This is a genomic window from Robbsia andropogonis (assembly GCF_034047095.1).
In the GTDB taxonomy this organism is placed as follows: Bacteria; Pseudomonadota; Gammaproteobacteria; order Burkholderiales; family Burkholderiaceae; genus Robbsia; species Robbsia andropogonis.
In genome coordinates, this window is the sequence record NZ_CP139166.1 from 23,568 (window position 1) to 48,390 (window position 24,823).

The following is a 24,823-nucleotide window of genomic DNA, read 5'->3' on the forward strand; positions in this document are numbered from 1 at the left end:
GTGCTATTGATCGTTGTAATGCGATTGGTAGGGAACGAGCGGCATGGCCAAGGCCTTGGTCTGCGGCGCGAAGTTGTATCGGACGTAAATGCCCGCCACCCACTGCTTATAGCTTGACGAGTTGTTCGCTCCCACACTGGCGCCGCCGGTCAACCGGTGTGTAAAGCGGTATTCCGCCGTCGCCAGCAGGTTGTAGGCGAATCCGCTCGAAGACTGTGCAGGATGAACCGCGCCGTCGGTCAGGCCGATCGCAGACGCCGCCGTGACCGCCGAGGATTGCAAGGCGGCATTGGTCGGGAAATACGGTGCGCTGTCCTGATGGAAGGTCTGCAACCCGGCCGACCCTTGCAACTTGTACGTCCAGCGATCGGAGCGCTGCGCCCACGTGACCGGGATGCTGAAGGCATAGTAGCGCTGCGGACTGAAATAGCCGCCATTGCCGAACGTGAAGTTGTTCTCGTTGTGATCGTAGAACTCGCCGCTCAGGTTGACACCGGCGGTCAGCATCGCATTCGGGGTGCGATAGAAATACCAGTAAGCACCACCGCCCACTTCCGCCCCGGTATTCGACTGGACATTGTGCCCGTCCAGATATTTCAACGAACCATAGCCATACAGCCCGTAATCGTCGACATCGAGGCCAATCGACCCATGCAGCGCGGTAGACGTGACCCCACCCCAGCTCAAGCCCGTCCGCGTATCGTGGGAGCCGGCGAAAGAGGTAATGGTTTCGGTCACGGCGCGGCGCGACAGGCCCACGTTGTACCAGCCGCCCTGCCCCGGATCGATGGCGTTACGGTACGTGGCACCCCCAACCACGTTGCTGTAGCGGAAACCGATCGGCGTCGTGCCGATGTCTGCCGTCCAGTTCCGTGTCTCGTAACCCACGCCCAGGCCCACGCCATACGCCGTCTGCGCGCCAGGGGCGGCAACGGTGCCGGCCTGCTGCGCCTGAGCCGCTGCCGGTCCGCCGCCGAACTGACTGCTGCTGTATATGTCGGTACCCAGCGTCGAACCCGTCAATTGCACCGGCGTCACACGCACGGACAGCTTGCCATTGCCGAACGGCACGATGCCTTCCAGCGGCTCCTGGACATTCGTCATCTTGCTCGTGCCGGGCGTACCGTTGTTCGACGTCACGAACACCCCGGCGCGAATTTCGGGAGCGTTGTCCGATTTGAGGTCGGCAAGATCGCGACGCATGCCGTCTAACGACGAGGCATCATCCTGCGACGCATTCGCCGCCACTGTGTCGAGCGGCGCCTGCGTACCGATCGGCGTACCCGCCACGGACGGCAGTGCCGACGGACGTGACGATGACCAGCCACGTGCCACCGCGGACGGGTCGCCCGACGACGCGGCGGAGACGGTATCGCTACCCGCGTAACCACCGTCACGCGTGGCAGGCTGTGCGGCAAACGCGGTGGCGGCCGGTTGGCTGTCATCTCGCGGCGCAAGTCGATGCCGATCCCTGACATGGAGAAAGGGATTGCCAGCCACGTGGTTGTCGGCCAGTTGAGTCGGTTGCGCCGACGCACCAAGGCGCTTTTCCTTTATCGAGATAGCGGATTCCAGCAAGGTCTCTCCCTGGCGGAAATTCCCCTGCATCACATAGACGCGCGCGGCACCTGCCAACACATCAGGATCGTTGGGCGCTTTCGCGAGAGCGCTTCGCAGGGCCTCATCGGCTATATTGTTTTTTCCCGCCTGAACCGCCGCCATCGCGACACCCAGTTGCAAGCCGGGATTCTCGGGATCGTTCGCCGCAGCCTTCTGATAAAGGGACAACGCCTGGCCGTATTGACCGTCAGCGGCATACATCCGCGCCAGCGCGGCCAGTGCCAAGGCATCGTTGGGTCGCTTCGCGAGAATGGGCGCCAGTGTATCGTAGGCGTCCGCGAGATCGCCTTGCTGGCGTTGCTGATCGGCAAGCCGTACGGCATATAGATAATTCAGGTCGTCCAGCCGTTGCCGTTGATCGGCTGTCAGCGTCTCCCCGGCCAGCGTGCCCAGGGCATCCTTGGCCTGAACATTTTGTCCTGCCTTCAACATCAGACTTGCATACGCCAACTGGACGTCGGGACCACTATCCTCCAAGCCGTTCGGCATCACGCCACGCATCAGGCTCATGGCGCGCGGCACATTCCCCGCATCGATATACGCTTCCGCCAACGCCCCCACGCGTGCCGGGTCCTTCCCCGCGGCAGGCTCGAGTCGTGACAGCATATTGCGCGCGCCCTCCAGATCACCGTCCCGCGCCGCCTGCGAGGCACGGGCAACCACCGCCTGAAAGTCGATCAACTGCGCTGTCGCAACCATGTTCGGGGTGCGAGCCGATGCCGGGATACGTGCCATCGTGTCCTGAGCACGCGTCCAGTCCGCCATCTGCATGGCCAGCAGCGCGCTCGCATACAGCGCATCGGGATTGTCGGGGTTGGCGGCCACGAGACTATCCACCAGTTGCCTTGCCGCGTCGGGATGACCCTGTTTCAAGTCATAACGGGCCAGTTCCAGGCGCAGCCAAGGATTATCGGGATCGGCGCGCTGCGCGTCTTCCAGAATTTTCTGGGCACCCGCCAGATCGCCACGCCGCGCGGCCGCGTCCGCCCGACCGGAGGCCACGGCGGAGCGCAGACGATCAAGACCGCCGATACCGGCTTGCTGCGCCGGCGTCATGCCGTCGACCAGCTTCTGTGCCTCGTCGGCGCGTCCGGTCTGCGCCAGAATATCGATCAACCCAGTCACCGCCTCGCGATTGTCCGGGTGCGCAGCCAGTACACCACGGAACACCGTTTCGGCCTGCTTCATATTTCCCTGCCCGGCATACAGGCGGCCGGATGCATTCAAGCCGCCCGGCTCGGTGGGGTCGAGACGAAGCGCCTGGTCGATCTCGCGGCGCGCGGTTGCATAGTCGCCCAGGTTTTGCGCGCCTTCGGCCTGGTTCACGAGCAACCAGTACCGCGCCGAGGTCAGCGGCTTGTCCCAATTGCCACCGGCGCCAGGATGCGAGGCGGCACGGGATAAAAGCGCCTGTGCCTGCACCAGATCGCCTTGTTGCATACGCACGAGGCCCAGGCCACCAAGCGCGTCGGTGTTATTCGGTTTGTCGCGCAGCACCTCGGAAAACAACTGTTCCGCCGTGGTAATGTCGCCGGCCTTGAACGCCGCGAAACCACGGGTGAGTCGAGGGTCCATGACGGGAACCGGCGGTGTATTGGCCAACCCCGGGCGCGGCGATATCATCTGACGGCGAATGTCCTCATCCTCCGGATGCAGCTTCAGATAGTCCTCGAACCACGATCGATTTTGCGGCGTAGGCGGCACCCAGGTCAGCACGGAGCGCCATGCTTCCGTAGCGGCGCCACCGATGTCCTGGCGCTTCGCCAGTTTTTCCAGTAGCGCGACGCCGGTCGGGCGATCCCTCTCATCCCGCACCATGTGCTGGGCAAGCGGCAAGAGCACGTACGGATCGTTCGGCGTCTCCCCATTCAGGCGCTTGAGGCCTTGGATCGCCTTGTCCGTACCGCCGTCCGTATAACCCAGATAGGTATAGTACTCACGCGCGACGACGCCTTGCGGGGTCTTTCCACCCAACGCCTGATCGTACTCGCCAATCGCCGCCGCCAGCGCTTTCAGGTCGTTCTGGTTGACGGCGTCCTGCGCATGCTGGCGAGCCTTGGCAAGCAGTGACTTGCCCGGCTCGACCGCCAGACGCAGGTCCTGCTCCAGCAGCGGCACGAAGCGGCTGTTCGGCGCGGCTGCACGCAGCTTTGCCAGATAGTCTTTTGCGGCCGGAAACTGCTTTTTGTTGACGGCGATCACACCCAGCCCATATAACCCTTCCGGCTGGTCCGGGTCGGTCAGCAGCAGCTTCGACCAGGACTGCGCGGCCAAGTCCGGCTTATCGTGCGCCTGCCAATAACGGCCCTGTTCAAGCAACATATTCGATGTTGCTTCCTGCGCCCACCCCGGATGGCTGACCGAACCGATCAGCATTCCGAGAATGGCGGCCTGACTGCGGCTGACTTGCATGAGCGTTCTCTGATTATTTTGGTTGTTGCAGATGCTCTGCCTGGAGCCGCGCCCGGCTCTCGGCATCACGTCGCGCCTGACGGCGCCGCATGTAGGCGAGCAGGGCCAGCGCGATCAGCACGAGCAACACGACACCCAAGGCGCGGAGCACCCAGGCCAGGGAAACACCGATCGAGGCAAGCCACCAATCCAGGCCGCGCCAGAGTCCCAGGTGCCCGAGGTAGTAGGTGTGTTCGCCTACGAGCGAGTCGACCTCCTTGCCGCGGATGGACACCAGACTGCCCTGAATCGGCAACTTATCGTCGTTGCGCACATCCAGCAAAGCGGACACCGCATCCTTCAAGCCGTCGCTCTGGTTGCTGATCAGCATGACCACGCTGCGCCCTTTCTCTTTCGGCGACTCGAAGCCAGCCATCACGGCGCTTACACCAGATCCCGTGTAAGCAAGCGACAGCCGGCTGGGTTGGTTATCCAGGCGCGGGTTGGAATGGAACCAGCCCAGCACCCGGCCCGGAACGTCGGACACGGAGAACTGCGATGCCTTGTCATACGTGGCAGGCATGTACTTCGCCCAGTCCTTCAACCAGGCTTGATCGGCACCGGAGGCGATGACCAGCATATCCTTACCGGACGGTACGGCATCGATGTTCTGGCCGCGAAGCACGGTCACCCCACGTGCCGGGTAACCGGTCGAGTCACCCATGCGGCCCATGACCGCCAAATAGGTGCTGTATTCCTCCGGGCCGGCGTTGGCCCCCAGTACGACATCGGTCGACGACAAGTCCGCCATGCGCGTGAACGGGAAGCCGGCCTGCGCAAACGCGGCCAGATTCGGCATCGCGATGTAGTGCGGATACTGCGTCAGGTCGATCGTCGACTCCGGGTCAATGTCACCCCGCACATTGTCGATGATGATGTCCCGGCACTCGCCCTGCTTGATGTAGTCGTACATGTAACGGAACTGCAACTGCGTATTCGGCTGCAGCAACGTCTCCAGCGGTACGTCGAGCCGCGCCCGGCTGGGCAAGCTGCTGTCCGGCAGCACCGCCGCCTTCAGCTTGTCGCCGTCTTCGAGTTTTTCAAGCGGCAATAGTGGAACCGATTTGATGAACTGGTCACTGACACTGAACAGAAGTGACGAGTTGACCATGTACGGCTGCGGCGTATAACGGTAGTGCAAATCGATCGGCACGTTTGGTGCATGCCATCCGAACAAGTCCGGCGGGATGCGCGTATTGATCCGGATCAGATCCGGGCTGTAACCCGATACACGCAACTGACTGGCGTCGATCAATTCGCCAAACGATACCGGACGATCGGTGCGCAACCAGCGCGGCGCATCATCAGGCTGACGCGATGCGGGGTCCGGGAACTTGGTGATCAGTGCCGTCGGGCCGACCAGTGTCTGACTACCCATGACCAGCGCGTCGGCTGCCTGCTTCAGTTCCTTACCATCGCGCCCCATGACCAGCAACAACGTGCCATTTGGATCGTTAGGATTCCGCACCACTGCCAGCGTTGACCCTTGCAGCGGCGCAGGCGCCAGCGCGGCTTGCGCGGTGCCTTCGATCAGGACCACCGCGTTGCCTGTAGCCGGGATCGTGGATAGGGACACCGGGAAGTTGGCGCTACGGAAATTCGCCATGGCGCCAAACCAGGACGACACCGCGCCCGCCGCTTCCAATGCGGCGCTATCCGGATTACCCGCGAACACGAAAGGCAGATTCAAGCGACGGATATCATGCGCGTCCAGGAAGGGCTCGGGCAAGCGCGCCAGGTCGGCAGCCGGCGTCAGCGGCTGGGTATCGATGCTCAGCGTGCTGCCATTACTGATATTGGCCCACAGGCTCGAATGCAGGGGATCTTCGCACTGCATCGTGTAGTGACCAATCAACTGTAGCCGCAGCTTGGTGTTCGACGTGAACAAGTAGGGCGGTAACGTAATGGTGCGCTCGAGACTCGTGCCGGCCGTGTCCTTGGGCACCGCGATCGACGCTGCCACCTGATCGTTGATCAGAACATTGATATGCGACAGGTCCGGCAACAACGCCGGGGAATACGCATAGCGTAGATTCAGCCGCGCACCGGTCACCACCTGATCGTCCCGCACGCCCACCGGGACGGTATTGCTGCCGTCGACGCCACGCAGGTTGAGTGCATATTGCGCACCCAGCTGCTGCAAGGTATAGGTTGTGGTCGTCGTTGGCGCGGCCGTCGGGCGTGCATCGACGATCGGCGTGCTGGACGCGGGCGAGGTGGGCGACGCCGCGGGCTTCGCGACCGCGGTTTTTAGCGCGGCGTGCTTCGTCGATGCAGTCGCGTGCCCGCCGGCATGCGCCGGTTGCGGCGCGGCGTACGTTGTCGATGATATGACGAAGATACCACCGAGCAGCAGTGCTGCCCACGCGGGCCGGGCGGTCATGCGCGGCGCAAGGCGTGCCCGCGAAATGTCAGGCCGTCTTTTAAACATGGGAACCTCTTCGTCCTTCTTCGGGTTGCGATGCCTGGGGAATGTCCAGGTCCAGTCGTTTAAGGGCACGCAGGTGCAGGAACACGCCGCCGAGCAAGCCAATAAGTACGACGCTGACAAGCGTCGAAATGAGGAGCAGCACGATGTGGCTCGCGAGGAACCACTGGACAGCCAGGCGGAACGGCAGCGTGCCCAGGAAATAGTTTTGCTTGTCTTCCAACGTGGTAAGCACACCGTCATGCGCGATGACCAGGCTGCCACCAACCGTTTCCGTTCGGCTAGCGCCGATCAGATACCGGTGCGCCTGCAGCAGGTCCACCACCGCATCAAGCGCGGCCGGCGATTTGCCTGATACCACCACCGCGCTGCGGCCACGCGTCAACGGCGACTCCAGCCCGGCCACCATGCCGTCGTGATCACCGCCGCTGTACAAAACCGCGAGATCGTCCGCACGTTGTTTGGCCGTCCGCCCGTTGGTCAGGTTTTCCCAAAAATCCCGTATCGCACCGTCCGACGACGCAACCGGGCCGAAGAAACCGGCCGGCAGGTTCTTGTGCCATGCATTCACCAGCGGCTGATTGTTTCCAGATGCCAGCACCAGCAGGTCCTTGCTCTTCACCGCGCTGACCTGCCCGGGATCCACCGCCGTCACGCCCAGCACTGGATATCCACTGGCCTGGCCCATGCTGCCCATCAGTGTCAAATATGCCGAATAATCGTCGGCCACTGCATCGACGGGAAGAATCACGGCCGTCTCAGAAAGGTCGGCCATCCGGGTGAACGGGAAGCCGGCATCGCCAAAAGCACGCAAATCCGGCATGGCTGCATAACGCGGCAAATTGGAGATGTCGATTGTCGATGCCGGGTCGATAGCACTCTGCAAGGGGCCGCCCGGCACGTCCTGCCAATTTTCCTTTGGCTTGACGGCGTCATATCGATAGTCGAATTGCAACGTCGTCAGGGGCGGCAGCAGATAGGTCGGAATGCGCATCACCGCATGACCATCCGACGTGTCACCCGCCAACGGCAGCGTCTGAATCGGCGAGTTCCCAACCAGCACATGCAACTCGGAATGCAGCGATTCCGGACGCGCCGTGTAGCGGTAGTGCAGATCCAGCTCTGCGCCCGCGCTATCGAAGCCGAACAGACCCGGCGGCAACCGCAGGCCAACACTGATCGAGCCAGGGCTGAAACCCGATACGGTAAAGGCATCGGCAGAGGCTAGCTCGCCCAGCCGGACCGGGCGGTCCGAGGGCAGCCAGTTGGGCGCATCGAATGGCTTGCGCGGCAGGACGTGTATCGGAGAATCAATCCGGACCTGCGACCCCGTCAGCGTCTGCGAGCCCAGTACCAACGCGGTGGCCGCCTGCCGGAGTTCCGCCTCGTTGCGACCGGTGACCAGCAACAGCTTGCCGTTGGCGTCCAGGGGATTAGGGATAATCGCCAGCGTCGGACCATTGATAACCGGCAGGGTCAGGCCCGGCACCTCACCGGCCAGCGCCAGCACCACACCGTTGCCCCGAGGGGGAATCGCACCGGGATAGGCGGAAAAGCGCGCGCCGCGATAACCGGCCTGGGCGCCGAGCCACGATGTGACGACCCCGGCGGATTCAAGCCGATTCATCGTCGGCGCTTGCGATAGCACGACTGGCAGGTTCACTCGGCGCACATCGCGCTTGTCGACGAACGGCGCAGGCAGTCGCGCCAGATCGCTCGGCAGCGGGGCCGGTACGACTGTCACGACAAGCGCGCTGTTGGGAGCCGCCTTCAACCACAGATCCGGGCTGTCCGGATTATTTCCCTGGTCGCTGGCCTTGCTGTGCGCGATCAACTCAAGATTCAGATGGTTGAAGTCGGACAGCAATGCCACTGGCAAATCCACCGATACATGCGCCGACTTCAGCGGGGCCAGTTGCGGGAGCGGGATGGTCGTGGCGACGACACTATTCACCAGAACATTCAGATGTGACAGACCGGGCAGCAGCGTATCCGAGTATCGAACATCAAGTTCGAGTCGAGCACCGACAACGCGCTCATCCTTGCGCAAGCCAAAGTCCATTCCGGCATAGGCATCTTGGCCGAGCAACGTCACGCCCTGCTCCGGGTATTGGCGCAGCAGCGGAATCCGATAGGAATAGGCGTCCGATGGCAAGCCGTCGGACGCCGCCGCCACGGCGGTCAACGTCGTGGCACCGCCCAGCAGCAGGACCGAATAACACACCGCCGCCCACAGGCGCTTGCTCATCGAGGAGCGGAAAGACGACAAATAACCGATGCTCACGATTGCTTGGTTCCCAGCTCGCTTTCCGAAGCCCCGGCCGGGCGGCCGGGGCGCGCACGCCATCCCATGAACAGGTACTTGAACAACTCGCCAAAACCGTGGACGCCGACACTGAGTACCTCCAGCAGGCTACGCAATGGCCGGTCGGGACGATACTGTCCCCACGACGACAGCCACGCATCGGCGCGTGAAAACGTAACGCGCATCAGGTCGCGCTCCTGATCGATCGTGAGCGCCGGGAAACTGACGCCGAGCGTCCGGCCACGGCACACCTGGACCTCGGCGGGAAACTTGCCCTCGTAGTTATCTCGAAAAACGGACACCATGATTCGATCGCCGGGTTGCGGCAATGTCACGTTCTCGGGCAGCGCGATCCCGAGCCCGCCATGTGAGTAGTCAGTGGTGTGGCAATCGATACGATCACCATTGGCGGTGCGAATTACCGCCGGCAGCGAAATCTGCACACGTGGTGCCTGGCGCAGCTGCCGCGACTCGCTGGCCACGCCCGCTGCCGCACTGAGGTTCATGACGTTGTAGAGCACCCAGCCGAGATTGAACAGAATACTCATGGCTTCCGGCCAGCCAGGACCGCGACTTAAACCGAACACCCCAACGGCAAGTCCGGCCAAGTTAATCAGCAGCAACAGGATGTAAGGCCGGGCCATCGCCCAATCCAGAAAGGAGCGCCGAATGACGCCGCCCTTCGCCGTCACGTTGAAACCCTTTCTGCCGGGGAAGAAGACCGCCTGAAGCGCAGGCAAAACCACGTACCAGGCAAGAACGGTTTCGTACACCTCGCTCCAGAACGAGTGGCGGAAACGGCCCTGAATCCGCGATGCCCCGATACTCGAAATGACCAAGTGTGGAATCGCATAGGCCAGGACCATCAACGCCGACGCATGAAATACGTGGGCGCCGAAGAACAGGTAGGCCATTGGCGTGATCAGGAACACGATGCGCGGTAAGCCGAAGAAAAAGTGCATCATCGCGCTCAAGTAGCAAAACCGTTGCGGCAACGTGAGCCCCCTGACCAACAGCGGATTGAACCTGCGGAAAATCTCCGCCATGCCGCGCGCCCACCGGATACGCTGGCCCACATGCCGGCTCAGACTTTCGGTAGCAAGACCGGCGGCCTGCGGAATGGCGAGATAAGCAGTGCTGTAACCGCGCATGCTCATCTTGAGCGCGGTCAGGGCGTCCTCGGTCACGCTCTCCGTCGCGACGCCCCCCACATCCAGCAACGCGGAGCGTCGCAATATCGCGCACGATCCGCAGAAAAAGGTCGCATCCCAGAGGTCATTCCCGTTTTGCAACACGCCATAGAACAAGTCGCCCTCGTTCGGCACCTTCCGAAACGTTTCGAGATTACGCTCGAAAGGGTCCGGCGAATAGAAAACGTGGGGCGTTTGCACCATCGCCATCTTCGGATCCTTCAAAAACCAGCCCATGCAGATCTGGAGGAAAGAACGCGTCGTCACGTGGTCGCAATCGAACACCGCGATGTATTCGCCACTCGTCTTGCTCAGTGCGGCATTCAAGTTGCCCGCTTTCGCGTTCACATTGTCAGGTCGCGTCAGATAGTCGACGCCCGCCTCCTCGCAGAAAGCGCGGAATGCTTCACGACGCCCGTCATCGAGGAGGTAAACACGCAACTTGTCAGCCGGCCAATCAAGCAATGTCGCGGCCAGCACCGACTGCCGTACGACATCGAGCGGCTCATTGAACGTGGGAATATATACATCCACCGTTGGCCACGCCGACGTATCGGCCGGCAGCGGGAAAGGTCGGCGGTGCAACGGCCACAGTGTCTGGAAGTAACTGCACAGCAGCATCAACACGGCATAACCTTCGGCCAGCAACAGCAGCGCGCCGAACGTGACATCGAGCGGGTTGGTGAAAAAGAGCGTCTGGGTCACGCGCCAATAGAAATAGCGCATCGATACGAACACCGACAGTGCCACCAGGGACACCGTCAGAAAGCGACCTGGAATGCGACTCAGGGCAAAAGCCATGAACATACAGAGGATGCCAAACATCCATTGCGTGGAAAGCGCCAGATTGACGGTCAAAGCCGAGGTGAACAGCAGCACTGCCGCGATGGTTGCAATCAGGCGCACCCAACGCGGTCTGAGCAACGATGTGCCCGCCGCCACGAGCTTGTCGTCCCAGTGCCCCTCGTCGTCGCTTTGGCCTGCACCGTTTTGTTGTCGTTGCGCGGTCGTATTGAACCGTCGCTGTTTGGCCTGTGCCATCGAAATCTCCCCTACCGGGTCCGTACCCAAAACGCGATCACCAGCACCACGAACGGCGGCAAGCCCATCGACCGTACACGCGCACTATTCGCGACGAAGTCGCTTGCGCGGTCGATCGCATATCGTCATTGCCTGGAATGACGTCTGAGAAGTGCCACATCTGACCCGCTGTCATATGTGTATGCCACTTGCTTTCAACGTCCCACATTTCCTCGTCGCACCGCTTACCCGATGCATGTCATTCATTTGCAGCCCTCACTACTTCAGGCCGTCCTGCGGCATGCGGCAGATGACCGCGCGTCGCAGCAGACGCCGCGCATCGATCTGGCGTCCGTACATCATCGCTCCCTGCCGAGTCATGTTCCGTGCAATAACCCGCGAGAGCGTTCAAGAAAGCCGATGGGGTGAGGTGTCCGTCCGCGCAACGCTCCGCTCGGCCAAACGCGCAAAAACGCTGCTGAGAGGGGCCGATTGCTTCTGAGCGAATACCGGCTCGCGCTTGGCCTGCACGGCCGCCTTCCTGGGTGCGGACGACATGGCTGGCGGCGACTCGGATGCCGCAATCGGACGTGTCAACATCCTCTGTTGCTCCGGCTCGGCGTGCACCGGTTCAAGCGTATGCAACGGGACAGACGGCGTCGGCCGGGCGACAGCGACCCAGGACTCATCGATCGGCTCGGCACGCGCCACGGACCAGCGACCGCGTTTACCGTGCAATTGCTCCGCCCCTTCCACTTCGTGATATTGGGCCGGGCTGGCGCCCGCCATCTTAAAAAGATTCGAAATGTCCGATGCACTACTCATGTGTCGTCCTCGCTGAATTTGTTATGCTTTCGCGCCCGCGTAACCGGCACGCAGGTACGAGCTACCGCTCTTCTAAGCACCGAATGAGAAAATCATTGTTCCCGACGCATCCGCGGCGCCAGCCATCGTGGTTCGCAGGCGCGGATCGGCACCTAACTGCTGCATCCAGCCTTCATAGACGCCCTCTAAAAAAGCGCCCGCCCAACGGTCGTTTTCCGCACCGAAAACCGCCCTCAGTGGTGCGTATCGGTGCGTCAGCACCAACCGGATCTCGGACTCGTCGATCTCGACTTCGCCCCACTGCAATTCACGCCAGACGTGGTTCATCACGTCCTGCATTTCCGCAACCGTTCCGGCAGGCGCGAGTACATATTGGCGAGCGAAGCGCACACCTGTGTCATGCATTAGCCGCCCAAGCAATCCGGGCGTCAATGTTTGCGTCAGTTCCTGCGCGAAGAGCGACAGAAACGGGCGCCATTGCGGTACAGACATGTGATTCATGGCATACCCATACGCCCTTTGCGGACGCTTGCATTGAAATGTTGCAGAATTTACCGAATCGCCCTTCGTTCTCGATTCGCGCAATGATCGATGTCTTTCTTATTCGATCGATGCAGACGCTCAGTAATAATGTCGCACCCCAAAATCGCTACGACATTTACTAGCATTTGCTACGACATTTACTAGCATTTTTTTCCGAATTTTAGTTTTTGATCTTCAAAGTATCCCTCACGACTTCAGTTCTAGGCAACGGGAAAATATTATTTTTTTGGATACAAATTCATCTTCCTGGGAAAAGCTTTCTTCAAATGTAGCATGGCCGCCGCTCTGTTGCCGGACCCGTAATCATTGCAAACCACCATCGGGTAACCAGCTTGAATCACGGTGAAAGTATCTGTATCCACGGAACAAAACGTCAACCGAGGCGGTACCATTTAGCAAAATATGTGCCCGATCGCCAATTGTCGCTGATGTCGACAGTTTAGAACCGTTCGAACCCGTGCATCCTCGTTCCCTGAAAGGTGAACGCACATTGACCGTAAGCCGCTCAGACTGAACGTTCTCTTTTTTTAAATGTATAAGTAACCAATCTTGGAAATTCGTTGCATTCCCGACCGATGACTTAACATCAGGAAAATTCTTTGATTAATTTTGAGAAATGGCAAAGCAAAGAAAATAATGCCAGCCACTGCACTTACTTTTCATATAATAAAAAACTATCATTGTTCAAACGTTTGTTCTACTTAACTATATTGTATTTTATTAGGATAGCTAACAAAATATAGAACGAATGACTGGCATGTAGAAGGTGCGATGCGCGCCCGGTTGACTTGACGGATAACGGGCCACGCCACGCTCCGCGTGGCCCGCTCCAGACATCGATGATGTCGTTACACCCCTAGCGCAGGGTCACTCCAGCTTTCTTGTCCGTTTTCCAGGTGACCGGCCAAATGCCGGATGAACGCCTTGTCATCAGCGACGGTAACGATCACGTCATACCAGCCATGCTGGTCGCTAAGGTCGATACGAAGTCGCGTGCTGTCGCCTCCATTCAACCTTTGCGTCTGGGTGTCCTCGATCGCCCGTCCGTGCTGTACGCGTCGGGAGACAATGATGAAGCTGCACGACCCCTTGCCTGCGTTGTCCAACTTCAGCACGATGGCGTCGCCTTCAAAGTGCTCGTGCACTTCCGGCACGGCCGTGGCGTGACCAGCATGAGTGGCGGTGACCCCCGCACCGTTCGGCACGCTCCCCCTGAAATGGCGCCAAAAACCATTCGGGCCAACGAAGCTCGCGTCGTATTCGCCGGCGGCGTTCAGTGCGATGTCTGCCTGCAATTTTTGCCCTGCGCCCACGGTATAGCTCGATGGCGCGCTAACACCATCGTTCAGATAGCATTGCAGAACGGCTCCCTGACCTCCGGTGTTGTGCAGTGCGATTCCCAGCGTACTCGCCCGGCCCCCTTCGCCACGAACGTGTGCGGTCAGTTCGTAAGGCAACGCACGGGCACGGCGTACGCCTTCCTCTTGTTTCGGCACATGTTGGTCCAACGGCACAACGGGTACGAAATCCGCGTGGCGTTGCTTGTCGGCCGGAACATAAGCGGCTGTGCTGGGCAACGGCGCGCGTGCCAGATTCGGCGTACGGAAATCGAATGCACTGGTCAGATCGCCACAGATCGCGCGCCGCCACGCAGAGATGTTCGGGGAATGCAGATTGCCGCTCTCACCGAAGCGTTTGGCGATAAAGCGAATCACCGATGTATGATCAAACAGTTGAGAACAGACATAGCCGCCCTTCGACCAAGGCGACACCACCAGCATTGGCACGCGTGGGCCCAGTCCATAGGGACCAGCGGCATAGGTACCATTGCCCGCAAACAGTTCGTTATCCAGTGACACCGTGGACGCGCCGTGAACACTATCCGTCGGCGGCGACGGTGGCGCCACATGGTCGAAGAACCCGTCGTTCTCGTCGTAGTTGATCAGCAAGACCGTCTTGCTCCAGACGTCCGGATTGGCGGTAAGCACCTGCAGAACCTGATCGATGAACCAGGCACCATAGTTCGCGGGCCAATTCGGATGCTCGGAAAACGCTTCTGGCGCAACGATCCAGGAAACCTGCGGCAGGCCACCGTTTTCGACATCACGCTTCAGAATGTCGAAATAGCCGTCGCCTTTCGTGGCATTCGTTCCGGTTCGCGCTTTCTGATAGAGGGGAGTTCCCGGCTGTGCATTTTGATATTGCGTGAAATACAGCAGCGAATTGTCGCCGTAATTGCCGATAAACGCATCCTTGGTCCACCCCCAGGAGCCTGCCTTGTCCAAGCCGGTGCCCACGTCCTGGTAAATCTTCCAGCTCACACCGGCTGATTCCAACATCTCCGGGAAGGTGGACCAGTTGTAGCCCGCTTCGCTGTTATCCACCACGGGACCACCGCCGACACCGTCGTTTCCCACATACCCCGTCCACATATAGTAGCGATTGGGATCCGTAGCCGCCATGATCGAGCAATGATAGGCGTCACAAATCGTGAATGCATCGGCGAGCGCGTAGTGATACGGAATGTCATCACGACGCATATACGCCATGGTCGTGGTGCCTTTGTTGGCGACCCACTGGTCATAGCGCCCATTGTTCCAGGCGTTGTGCGTGGTCGTCCAATCGTGCGGCAGATCTTGAAGGAAGGTCAAGCCGACATCCGGCACGTCTGGACGAAACGGCAGGACCTCTCCCGCCCCCGCCAGCCCTGGTTGGTGCCAGACTTTCTTGCCGTTTGGCAGCGTGATCGCCCGCGGATCACCATATCCCCGAACGCCACGCAAAGTGCCGAAGTAGTGATCGAACGAACGGTTCTCCTGCATCAGCACCACGATATGTTCGACATCGCGCAGGGTGCCGGTGCGATTGTTTGCCGGAAGTGCCAACGCCTGGCGCAGCCCTGGCGGAAAGGCGCCAAGGGCCCCGGCAACGCCGCCAGCCTGCATGGTCATGCGAATAAAGTCGCGCCGAGTGTAGCTTTTCATGGGAACGGTTCTCCAGTGCTTGCGTTGATGTGGCGAGCGTGGGTGATCGTGTGAACGGTCCCGGCGCGGCGGTTCGCACTGGCGCCACCGTTGCGTCGCAACAATCAACTGTGGCAATGCCTGGTTCACTGGTATTGTTGGTTCTTTCTGAACCTTCCCGCGTCCGCAGCTTAGCCAGCCGATATGTCGGTTTCATGTCGTACGCGCAAACGTATCAAACGAGCGTATGTGACGCTGCGCGGCAGCCGTGAAGGCCGTCCGGCCTTCACGGAATAGGGGACGTCACGCAAAGAAAAGAAACATCAGCCCGTCGATGCGCCGGGCCTCGAGTAAGAAGCACGCGGACCGCCGTTCCCCGACGACGCGACGTCTTTCAATCCGTGCGGGGGCGCGTGCGATGACGTGGTATCACGGAACGCTTGCAGTACGAGGTCGTAATATGCAAACCGCGTTTTGGTGGCATTGAAATGATGGTCGGCATGTGTCAGAAATGTGACGCGCGCCGGTGAAAAATGACTCATCCGACGGGCTGCGCGACCGAAATGGCGCGTCAAATCCTCGAGTCCCGGATCATCATCGCTATAGATCAGATGCGAATGCACTTTGCGTTTTGCCAAATCCCTCATCAACGCATAGGCCTTTGCTGTATCCGAGTCTGGCGATGGTGGCAGGAGATGCGTCATCACGTCCAATGAGCGCCGTAGGATGCGCACGATCAACACGCGTGCGGTGCCGAGCAGATCGGCATCGCCGCGCAACACGCGTTGCCATTCGCCGCCGTTACGTAGTGCACGCAGATAGGCCTTGAGGCTACGCTTATGCGTGCGCACGGCCATCTTCACTTCCTCGCCTTCTGCAACGATGAACTTTTGCAGATTAACCAACACGCTGCCGACGATACGCGGATCTTTCGCCGACACGTGTAGACCGATATACGCACCCGAACAGAGGCCCGATACAATCGCCTTCTGAAATCCCTGGTCGGCAAGAAACTGCATGCCGGCCATCGCCTCCTCGACACATCGCGGGTCCGTATGGATATGGCGTCTGTCGATGTCGGCCAGACTATCGCCCATCCCGCTCAAGTCCAATCGAAGCGACGCAATGCCAGCACGTGCCAAACGGCGGGCGAGCGACACATACGCGCCACCATTGCCGATATGGTGACTCGAGCCCTCGTGAATCAGCAATGCCGCGATCGGATTACCGGGCGAATGCGATGGACGGCACAGTATGCCGAAGAGCGCTTGATTCGGACCGAAGCAATGCGGCTCTTCGATAAAGTCAGCACTCGTCAACCGGTCGACCCTGCGCGGGGCGATTCGTACCGGCAAGGCCTGCGATGGATGACGACCCATCGCGTGCTCCTCCAGCCAACCACGCACCGCGATGATCGTATTACTGGGCACGGTACTCGTTGTCGGGTCCTGCATCCATGCGGCATAGTCCGTGAACGGGCTCGCCGTGACCGGAATGCCGGCCTGCCGCCAGGATTCGACAAAATTGTCACAACGGCGATCCCCGCGCGTCGCAAAAACGAGAACCGGCTGCACCGGCACGTTGCACTGCATCAGATCGACAATGCCGATCTGCGACTGTAATGCCGAGGTCCACCAGAAACCGTTGGTGTTCAGCGGCTCGTCACTCCCGACATCCGGAACGGGATTGTAAGTCGACAAACTCGATACCTTGGCCGCCATGCGCGTTTCACGCAGGAATGCCTTGCCGAGTACCACGGGCGCCAGGAGCACCAGCGCCGCGCTCGGCATTTGCTGCGCGGCCAACGCAGCAATCATGCCGCCAAGCCGGACGCCAAGTAATACGATATGTCGAACACCGGTACGCACACGTAGATGCTCGGCCCCGAGCAATACGTCATCTACAAACCCATCGAGCGAACGCGGTACGGCATCGCTGTTGCCGGTGCCGTTGTAGTCGAAGCGCAACGTGGACATGCCCACTTTCGCCAGCGATTCGCAAAGATGCACGACACCGTAGTGGGTGCAGATCTCTTCTTGCGCAAGCGCCGAACAAATCACCACACCGACCGATGACAGGGCGATCGGATCGCCCAGGGTCGGGTCCGGCTGGTGAATCCATCCGAACCGACGATCGAAATAGGTAGGCTGCATGCTCATCGCTCAGGTCTCCACAATGCCAACGGACCCGATCCCATTGTTCGCCAGGGCGCCAAAGCCCAGTGTGGCGCGTACGTCGGCCGACCAGCGATCGAGATCGAAACCGTGATGTCGCAACAATGCCAGTGCGAGACGTTCGATACCGAAGCCACAACATGCGGTATGCGCCACCTCCCCGTCTGCCGTGCGCAAGTCCCACGTGTCGCCGAAGTGGGTCATGTGATAGTTGAAGCTCAAACAAGCGGTTGGTCCGGCACCATCATTGACGGGTACGAGCAATTCAAACTTGAGGCTCTGCGCACGCTGACTGTCGGCCATCAGTTTTCCACCTCTGCCAAAAAACGGGTCGTTCGCGATATCGACCTCGAAAGGCAGGCCAAGCGATGACGCAAACGTCTTGCCGCGCGTAATCCAATCCTCGCGAAACGCCATGACTTGTTCCGGCGTCCCAATGCGAACGTACTCACGCATGCGGAAGAACTGGAAACGAGTCGGCTCCAGGGACGGTTCGTGACGGAAACACCAGCAGCACACATCGATCAGTGCACCGACGTTTGCCAATGGACCGCGTCGCGCCAGTATGGGATATACCGAATAGCATGCGGCCGGTGTCAGCACCAGTCCCGCGGGGGCCTGTTGTTCCATCCATGCCTCACCGCGCTCGATCTGCCCGAGTAGTTTGTAATGGCCGCGATCATCGCCATCGAAGCTATGAATCGTTCCCGCGAAATGCGGGAAGCTCTTCATGTAGCCACTTTTCTCAAACATATCCTGCGACATTGCCGGCGGGAACCGCATCAACTCCGGCGAATCGTCCAGGCCCGCTTGCGTGATGGCATGGTCGAGTCCGCTACAGATGGCTTCAAACACGGCATTGCGACCCCACACGCCATCCACGCCGGTTGGAATCAGAATGCCCGCATCAACGAGTTGATCACGAAAAGTCGGTTCGATCGTCATGGTCAAAGTGTGCCCAGGTCATGGCGCTGCGCCAGCAATAACGCGCCGGTGGTAGTGGCAATGCGGTCATTTGATATCATGATCTGCGCGCTCAAGATGTCTCGCAGATGCCTACCGACACTGAACTCCCCGCCATTCTTGTAGCCGGACATGCCGCAAATGCGCAGTGCTTCCATGACCACGTCATGGCATTGCGTCGATATCTCGATTTTCAAGGCGTTCAATAGCGAAGCGCGGGCCATTCCAGTCGGCCAGGCCCCCGCGGCGCCGTCGATTGCCGCGTCCCGTGCGAAACGCGCGCGCCCCAGCGGATGAGCGACATCGAACTGCGTCAATGCGCGCGATAATGCGGCCTGGATGGTATCGAGGGATGCCACTGCGTGCACGAGTCGGACGGCACCCGGAGGCATGGTCCCAATCTGACGCCGCGCCTGCGCTCGCAGAAACGCGCGCGCGCGGGTAACCGCCTCCGCGGCAATCCCGGTCCACGCCGCGCCCCAGAGGAGATGCGAAACCGGCACCATCGAATTTTCGCTGATCTCGGCAAATGCCGCGGGCACGATCTGATCGGCCCGCCCCGTCGCGGATAACCGGAAAGCACCGCTGCACGTTCCACGCATGCCCAAGGCATCCCAACCGCCAGTCGGCGTCAAATCGCAGTCCGACCGCAACAACGTGACCAGCGCTTGATCGGATGGCGGCGCATCCGCGTGTGCCCGGCAGGTGACCAACAAAACATCGGCGTAGGCACCGTAGGACACAGTAGGCGCGTGCTTTTCCAATGTAAAGCGACCATCCGCGACGACCATCGCGCAGCGACTCGACCCCATATCGCCGCCTACGCCCACTTCGGAGGTTACCGACCCGAGCAACAACCCCTCTTCGGCAATCCGGCGGGCCAATGCACGGTGCCACGGCTGTGTGAGCGCATGACCTACAATGCAGGCCACCTGGCTCTGGTGCATTGCGTAAATCATCGCCGTGGAAGCACAGCCGCGCGCTATTTGCTGACACTGTCGGGCGATATCGAGAAGCGACGCGCCGCGGCCGCCAAGATCATGCGGCAACATGCAGCCAAGCAGGCCAGATGCGCGCAGCGCGGCAATCGCCTCCACGGGAAAGCGGCCCTCTAGGTCCACCTGATCCGCATGGGCGGCCGCGACACGGACCACGGCCGCCAGATCCAATGTTGTGTCAGGGGACAAGCGCTCACTGTAGACGGTGCTCACGTTGCAGTGCTCTTCAGGCCGAGAACGACCGAGGCCAGTGCGTCGATGCTAGTGAACGTTGAGCGCACGAGCAGGCTATCAGGGAATTCCACGTCGAATGCCGATTCAATCGCCAGCATTACCCCGACCGTCGCGAACGACGTCAATCCCACGGCAAACAGGTCATCCGAAGACCCGATCGCTGTCACTGGCACGCTCAAATTACCCACTTCCAACAAAATGCCGCGTAGCGTATTTTCCACCAAGATAATTTCCCCGAATAAGATTTACAAAATTGGCGGAAAGTTACACGCCGACAATACCGAAACCACCACGTCGCTCACGTACATTTTTCTCAATTTTTCTTATTGAGATACGGCAATTAATACCGCCCTCCAAAATAATCGTAATTCGTTACCGACGAAACGTGATGGGCTCGCGGTTGATTGCCGTCGTGTGTAATGCCTTTTTCATGAAAACCATTTTCATGAGGCGGCTTCTGCCGCCTCATGCCGCGCATACGGGATTTCCAAAAGCCTTTATGTTCAAGCGGTGATGTTGGACGATCGTATGTTTTGATGGCTGCTCTCTAATACTACCGTTAATTTTTTGAGCAGGTCGGACGTGGATATTCCGAGCATTTTTTCATATGGAGAAAACGACTCTTTCATTTTTAACACGAGGTGCTCAGACCGGAAAGTTTGCATATCCCGATAGAAATCACTATCGCGCCGACGGCGTCTGCCGGCGGCGAGAACGCTGATGCCTGCCGAAGGTGGTTAAAGCGGCTGCCCAGTCGCCGCGCAAGGACACTAGATAGTGTCATCCCGCGATATAACGGCCGCTATCACGCGGTCGCGGCGGGCCTCGCCGCGACGTGAAGGCGTACGGACAAAAGTGAGCGCAAAGAGGAAACACACAGCATGTAGAAATCGATCAAGGAACCGCCGTCATGGCGGTGGATCGCGGCTGCGGGAAGAGCGGTATGGCGTAAAGGTGGTCAGACGCGTTACTTCGCGCAACCGATGACGATGTCGTGCAGGTCCGTTTCAGACAATTGGCCGTCCTTGGCCTTGGAATGGCGAACGGCTATCCGCGCACCGCGCGCCTGATCCGTGATATCGATCTGGTAATAGTTACGATAGGCATAGCCATCATTGCCTCCCAGAGTCAGCCGCGTGAGGCCCTGCTCGATATCCGGGAAGTTTCCCAAATCGCTGCCGAACCGCGAGAGCGACGCCACCACGCAATCCGCTACCTGCGAGCGAGGCTTCGCCGTGCTTTGCTGGAAGGACACCGGCGCCTTTTGCAATTCCTCGAACGTGCCGCCGTTACAACCGAAGAGCGCGACCGTCGCGCCGCAAGTGAGGAGCGGTGTTATCCATATCGAACGCTTCATGCTTACCAGGGTCCTGAGATAAATAGCAATAATAAGCTGACATGTCAGCTCGGTTGAGTGCCGGTAATAATAAGTCACATCTTGGGCAATGACATCTCATGGAGATACATCGTGGCGAAAATCTAGCAAAAAATTACCGTGGGAGAAAGTTCGACCTGATCCTTACTTTCAGCCTACGGTAATAGGGGTAATGGTATGATGTTCGCGCCATGCATAACCCTTTCTCATATTTCCGTGGTCGCCGGTCGGCATCGCCAATGCTGCGCTGGATGGCCCTGGCAATCCTGCTGATTCGGGGGCTGCTTTCGAACGTCGTGATGTTCGACACACACGCACCTGGCGAAAATTTTGCGCTCGTCATCTGTTCCGGCCGTGGTCCGATGTTTTCCGACACGACCGCTTCGAACATGTCGATGGCGAACCGTCCCTCTGCTGTCGCGCCTGCGCAGACCCCACTCAGGATGATGGAGGAAATGCCGATGGATGGCATGTCGATGCCTTCCGCCATACCATCGGGCACCTCGGCATCAGGCCTGAATGCCGCAGATCAGGTCACGAACGGTGATCAGGGCTCCAAGGACATGGACGGGTCGGCACATGGCGGCGACACGATATGTTCCTTCAGCGCCATGTTGTTCGCTGCGGTGGTCTCGCTGATCATATTCCTGCTCATCTCCGTTCCAACCGCATGTCTGAGGTCCTTCCGGCAATGTCGCAGCGTCCTTGTCGCGAACGCCACGCCGTACCGTCTTGCCCGCACCCGCGCACCGCCCCTCGCTCCCACCCACTGAATGACGCTGCCTTCGCCAGAGCATTTCGCCTCGGCGATAGCCGCGACATCCACGCTTGTCACTTTTCAGCTTTTCCAAAAAAACAATTTCGCCGATGAGCGGGAGGTGCGTTGTCGCCGCCTGGAATCAGTGCGATTCTGACTGACGTCGTCATGAAAGAACATCCATCTCGCCTGTGTGGGAGCCGCCCTCGCTTGCGTGAAACGTACAACTCGGACGCGCACCGCACCGGGCGTCGTCGTACAGCCCTCGCGGTGGCAATCCTGTCGATCGCCACGACGCAATATGCGCGTGCAGCCACCGCCGCCGATGACAAACCGGACGCACCTGGAATCGACCAAGCCGAGACGACCCATTCATCCGCCCCGGCATCCACTTCGAAAGGCGGCAGAGCTACGCCGAAAGAACGTGATAAGGCCGTTGTCTCGCACGATCAGGTCACCGCGGACGACACCCTGCCTGCCGTTACAGTCATCGGTCAGCCCGGCTCCAGCTATGCGGCCACCGCCGCGAGCAGCGTCACCAGGAACGATGCGCCTCTCAAGGACTATCCGGCGTCCATCCAGGTCGTGCCGGCCGCGGTCTTGCAAGACCGCGGCGTGACCCGTACAGACCAACTGGTCGATAACGTAAGTGGCGTACATGCCGAGGCTAACTATGGCGGTAACGAAGCGACCTTCTTCAACATTCGCGGATTCAGTGAGAGCAATGGTTTGCGCGACGGCTTCCGCAACTATGGCTATTACGCTTTCCGCGACGTGCAGAACATCGAAAGTGTCGAGGTATTCAAAGGTCCCGCTGGTGCGCTATACGGCGGCATCGGGGCAGTCGGTGGCTACATCAACACCGTATCCAAGCATCCTGGACAGGAGAACTTCGGCGAAGTCGCCGTGACCGCGGGAACCGATGGCCTGGTGCGCACGACCATGGACATGAACCGCGTGCTGAACGACAACCTGAGCATTCGACTCAATGCCGCGGTCGAGAACAACGGGACGTTCCGCGACAACGCGGCGTATCACTCCTGGTCCATCGCGCCAGCAATCACGTGGGATAACCATCACGGCACGACGTTGACGCTTTTGACCGAGTTCAACCACTTGCGCCGGGATGGTTTCGACTTCGGCGTTCCAGCGGTCGCCAACTATCAGGCCCTTTCCCGGACACGATACTACGGGCTTCTCAATGGCGTGTACCCGGGCGTTGCAGGCGACTACGGCAAGAACGACACCCAATCGGAAACGTTGCTATTCGAGCATGCCCTTTCAGCGAATTGGAAATTGCGGTTAGCCGGGCAGTTCACAGAGGCACATCAGCGCTCGACGCAGAGCTTTCCCAACAGCACGACCGCCACGGACAATTTGCTCGAATACTCCGTCTATAGCGGGGCCGACGAGGTATCGCGCCAGTACTCGGCGCGGGCGGAATTGGTGGGCAATGTTTTCACCGGCAATGTGAAGCATGCCGTACTTGCGGGGATCGATTACGGCTATCAGGAAGTAGGGAGCAATGGGTCGAAGGTGTACACCATGACACTCGACCTCTTCAACCCTGGTTACGTGTCGGGACTAACTTCCAGCGATCCCTTGTCATCCCACCAGGGGCAAGGCAAGGATTATGGCGCGTATCTGCAGGACTTTATCACGCTGACGCATCAGATAAAGGTCTTCGTTGGATTGCGAGCGGACCGGTTCGTCAACCGCGCAATCGAAAGCGGTGAAGTCACCGGCAATGGTCAACAAACAGCTTTCTCGCCGCGTATCGGCCTGGTCTGGCAACCCACCGACAGGACATCCTTCTTCACGGACTGGAGCCGCAGTTATTCGCCGAACGTCGGTCACAGCGGCAGTAACGTTACCTACGATGCCGAAGTCGCGGAGCAATTCGAGGTAGGCGTCAAACACGATCTGATCAAGGACCGACTCAATGCCAGCCTGGCGGTGTTCAACCTGGACCGCAACCACATCTTGACCACCGACCCGGACAACCCGTTGCTGCAAGTACTGACGGGCAAGCAACGAAGCCAGGGCGTGGAACTGGACATAGCAGGCAACCTCTCCCCTCGGTGGAAAACCATCGTCACGTATGCGTACACGGTCGCCAAGGTCATGAGCGATACGACGTATCCCGTGGGCGATACCTTGAGCAATGTCCCACGACACAGCGCAAGTGTATGGACGACCTACCGACTGCAATCGATTCCGGGAATGCAGGTTGGGGCCGGGCTTTACTACGTAGGCTCGCGAGAGGCCACCTTGCCGAATTCCTTCAAGCTTGCCGGTTATGTACGCACCGACGCCATGGCATCCTACCAGCACGGTCGATGGAAGACGCAGTTGAACATCTTCAATGTGTTCAATCGCAAGTACTACACCGGAGGCTCGGCCGCAACCTTCAACTACACACTCATGCCGAGCCCACCCTTGTCCGCACAGGTGACCGTGTCCTACAAATTTTGAGCATCGGCGCGCGCAACGGCCACGAGCCATTTGCGAACCACGGCCAACTCCGCTGTCGAGATGCTATCGGAAAGTTGGTGCTCCAAGGCCAGCACGCGTTCACGGCATCGCTGCAAAAGGGCCTTGCCGCGCTTGCTGAGTTCGATTTGCAGGATGCGGCCATGGACATCATGCGGTAGCCGCCGAACAATCCCGCCACGTTCCAAATTCATGACGATCACGCTAACCGTCTGCGGCGTGAGCAACGCAAGCCTCGCTATATCGGCATTAGAGATACCGGGGTAACTGTTCACCATCGTCATGACAGCGAATTGCGGCGGGGTAATATCGAGATCCACCAATCCGCGATCCATACGGTTCCGATAAGCACCCGCGGCCTGACGGAGAAGATATCCAAGATACCCGTCCTCACCACGTTTGCCCTCGCCTTGCTTGGGGATTTCCATGATATTTGACGGTTTCCGCATATTATCAGCACTCTGATATGTTGTCAGTCCTCTGA

The 24,823-nt window shown here is 59.6% G+C and carries 15 protein-coding genes; 2 read left to right on the plus strand and 13 right to left on the minus strand.

Annotation, left to right across the window (positions count from 1 at the left end):
- Positions 1-3: 3 nt before the first annotated feature.
- From SJQ66_RS05380 to SJQ66_RS05435, 12 genes are all read right to left on the minus strand, one after another.
- Entirely contained in the window at positions 4-4,032 is a 4,029-nt protein-coding gene (locus SJQ66_RS05380; RefSeq protein ID WP_024904263.1) for a cellulose biosynthesis protein BcsC, read from the minus strand.
- A gap of 13 nt (positions 4,033-4,045) precedes the next feature.
- Positions 4,046-6,454, minus strand: a complete 2,409-nt coding sequence (bcsB, locus tag SJQ66_RS05385; protein WP_024904262.1) for a cellulose biosynthesis cyclic di-GMP-binding regulatory protein BcsB — start codon at positions 6,452-6,454, stop codon at positions 4,046-4,048.
- A 40-nt stretch (positions 6,455-6,494) separates the two neighbouring features.
- The gene (gene bcsB / locus SJQ66_RS05390; RefSeq protein ID WP_320534052.1) at positions 6,495-8,747 is read right to left on the minus strand and encodes a cellulose biosynthesis cyclic di-GMP-binding regulatory protein BcsB; all 2,253 of its coding nucleotides are present in this window, start codon (positions 8,745-8,747) and stop codon (positions 6,495-6,497) included.
- A 32-nt stretch (positions 8,748-8,779) separates the two neighbouring features.
- Positions 8,780-11,035, minus strand: a complete 2,256-nt coding sequence (gene bcsA, locus SJQ66_RS05395) for a UDP-forming cellulose synthase catalytic subunit (protein ID WP_320534053.1) — start codon at positions 11,033-11,035, stop codon at positions 8,780-8,782.
- Positions 11,036-11,422: 387 nt separating this feature from the next.
- On the minus strand, positions 11,423-11,839 hold the full coding sequence (locus SJQ66_RS05400; protein ID WP_036011013.1) for a hypothetical protein: 417 nt from the start codon (positions 11,837-11,839) through the stop codon (positions 11,423-11,425).
- Between the two features lie 72 nt (positions 11,840-11,911).
- On the minus strand, positions 11,912-12,340 hold the full coding sequence (gene bcsD / locus SJQ66_RS05405) for a cellulose biosynthesis protein BcsD (protein ID WP_024904258.1): 429 nt from the start codon (positions 12,338-12,340) through the stop codon (positions 11,912-11,914).
- Between the two features lie 890 nt (positions 12,341-13,230).
- The gene (locus tag SJQ66_RS05410; protein ID WP_320534054.1) at positions 13,231-15,366 is read right to left on the minus strand and encodes a phosphocholine-specific phospholipase C; all 2,136 of its coding nucleotides are present in this window, start codon (positions 15,364-15,366) and stop codon (positions 13,231-13,233) included.
- Between the two features lie 302 nt (positions 15,367-15,668).
- Positions 15,669-17,504, minus strand: a complete 1,836-nt coding sequence (locus SJQ66_RS05415) for an alpha/beta fold hydrolase (protein WP_320534055.1) — start codon at positions 17,502-17,504, stop codon at positions 15,669-15,671.
- A 3-nt stretch (positions 17,505-17,507) separates the two neighbouring features.
- Complete coding sequence (locus SJQ66_RS05420) at positions 17,508-18,464, minus strand: amino acid--[acyl-carrier-protein] ligase (protein WP_046152132.1); 957 nt, start codon at positions 18,462-18,464, stop codon at positions 17,508-17,510.
- A gap of 2 nt (positions 18,465-18,466) precedes the next feature.
- Positions 18,467-19,693, minus strand: coding sequence for an acyl-CoA dehydrogenase family protein (locus tag SJQ66_RS05425; protein ID WP_024904254.1), 1,227 nt, complete (start codon positions 19,691-19,693; stop codon positions 18,467-18,469).
- On the minus strand, positions 19,690-19,935 hold the full coding sequence (locus tag SJQ66_RS05430; protein WP_024904253.1) for an acyl carrier protein: 246 nt from the start codon (positions 19,933-19,935) through the stop codon (positions 19,690-19,692). Before SJQ66_RS05430 ends, SJQ66_RS05425 begins: the two co-directional genes overlap by 4 nt.
- Before the next feature lie 746 nt (positions 19,936-20,681).
- Positions 20,682-21,071, minus strand: a complete 390-nt coding sequence (locus SJQ66_RS05435; RefSeq protein WP_024904251.1) for a hypothetical protein — start codon at positions 21,069-21,071, stop codon at positions 20,682-20,684.
- Positions 21,072-21,280: 209 nt separating this feature from the next.
- Here SJQ66_RS05435 and SJQ66_RS05440 point away from each other — a divergent pair, with 209 nt between their 5' ends.
- Both SJQ66_RS05440 and SJQ66_RS05445 read left to right on the plus strand, forming a co-directional pair.
- Positions 21,281-21,862, plus strand: coding sequence for a hypothetical protein (locus SJQ66_RS05440; protein ID WP_320534056.1), 582 nt, complete (start codon positions 21,281-21,283; stop codon positions 21,860-21,862).
- A 152-nt stretch (positions 21,863-22,014) separates the two neighbouring features.
- Positions 22,015-24,321, plus strand: a complete 2,307-nt coding sequence (locus SJQ66_RS05445) for a TonB-dependent receptor (RefSeq protein WP_320534057.1) — start codon at positions 22,015-22,017, stop codon at positions 24,319-24,321.
- Here SJQ66_RS05445 and SJQ66_RS05450 read toward each other — a convergent pair.
- Positions 24,309-24,767: a MarR family winged helix-turn-helix transcriptional regulator gene (locus SJQ66_RS05450; protein ID WP_236693368.1), complete on the minus strand. Its 459-nt coding sequence runs from the start codon at positions 24,765-24,767 to the stop codon at positions 24,309-24,311. The two genes, SJQ66_RS05445 and SJQ66_RS05450, sit on opposite strands and share 13 nt — an antisense overlap.
- Between the last annotated feature and the right edge of the window lie 56 nt (positions 24,768-24,823).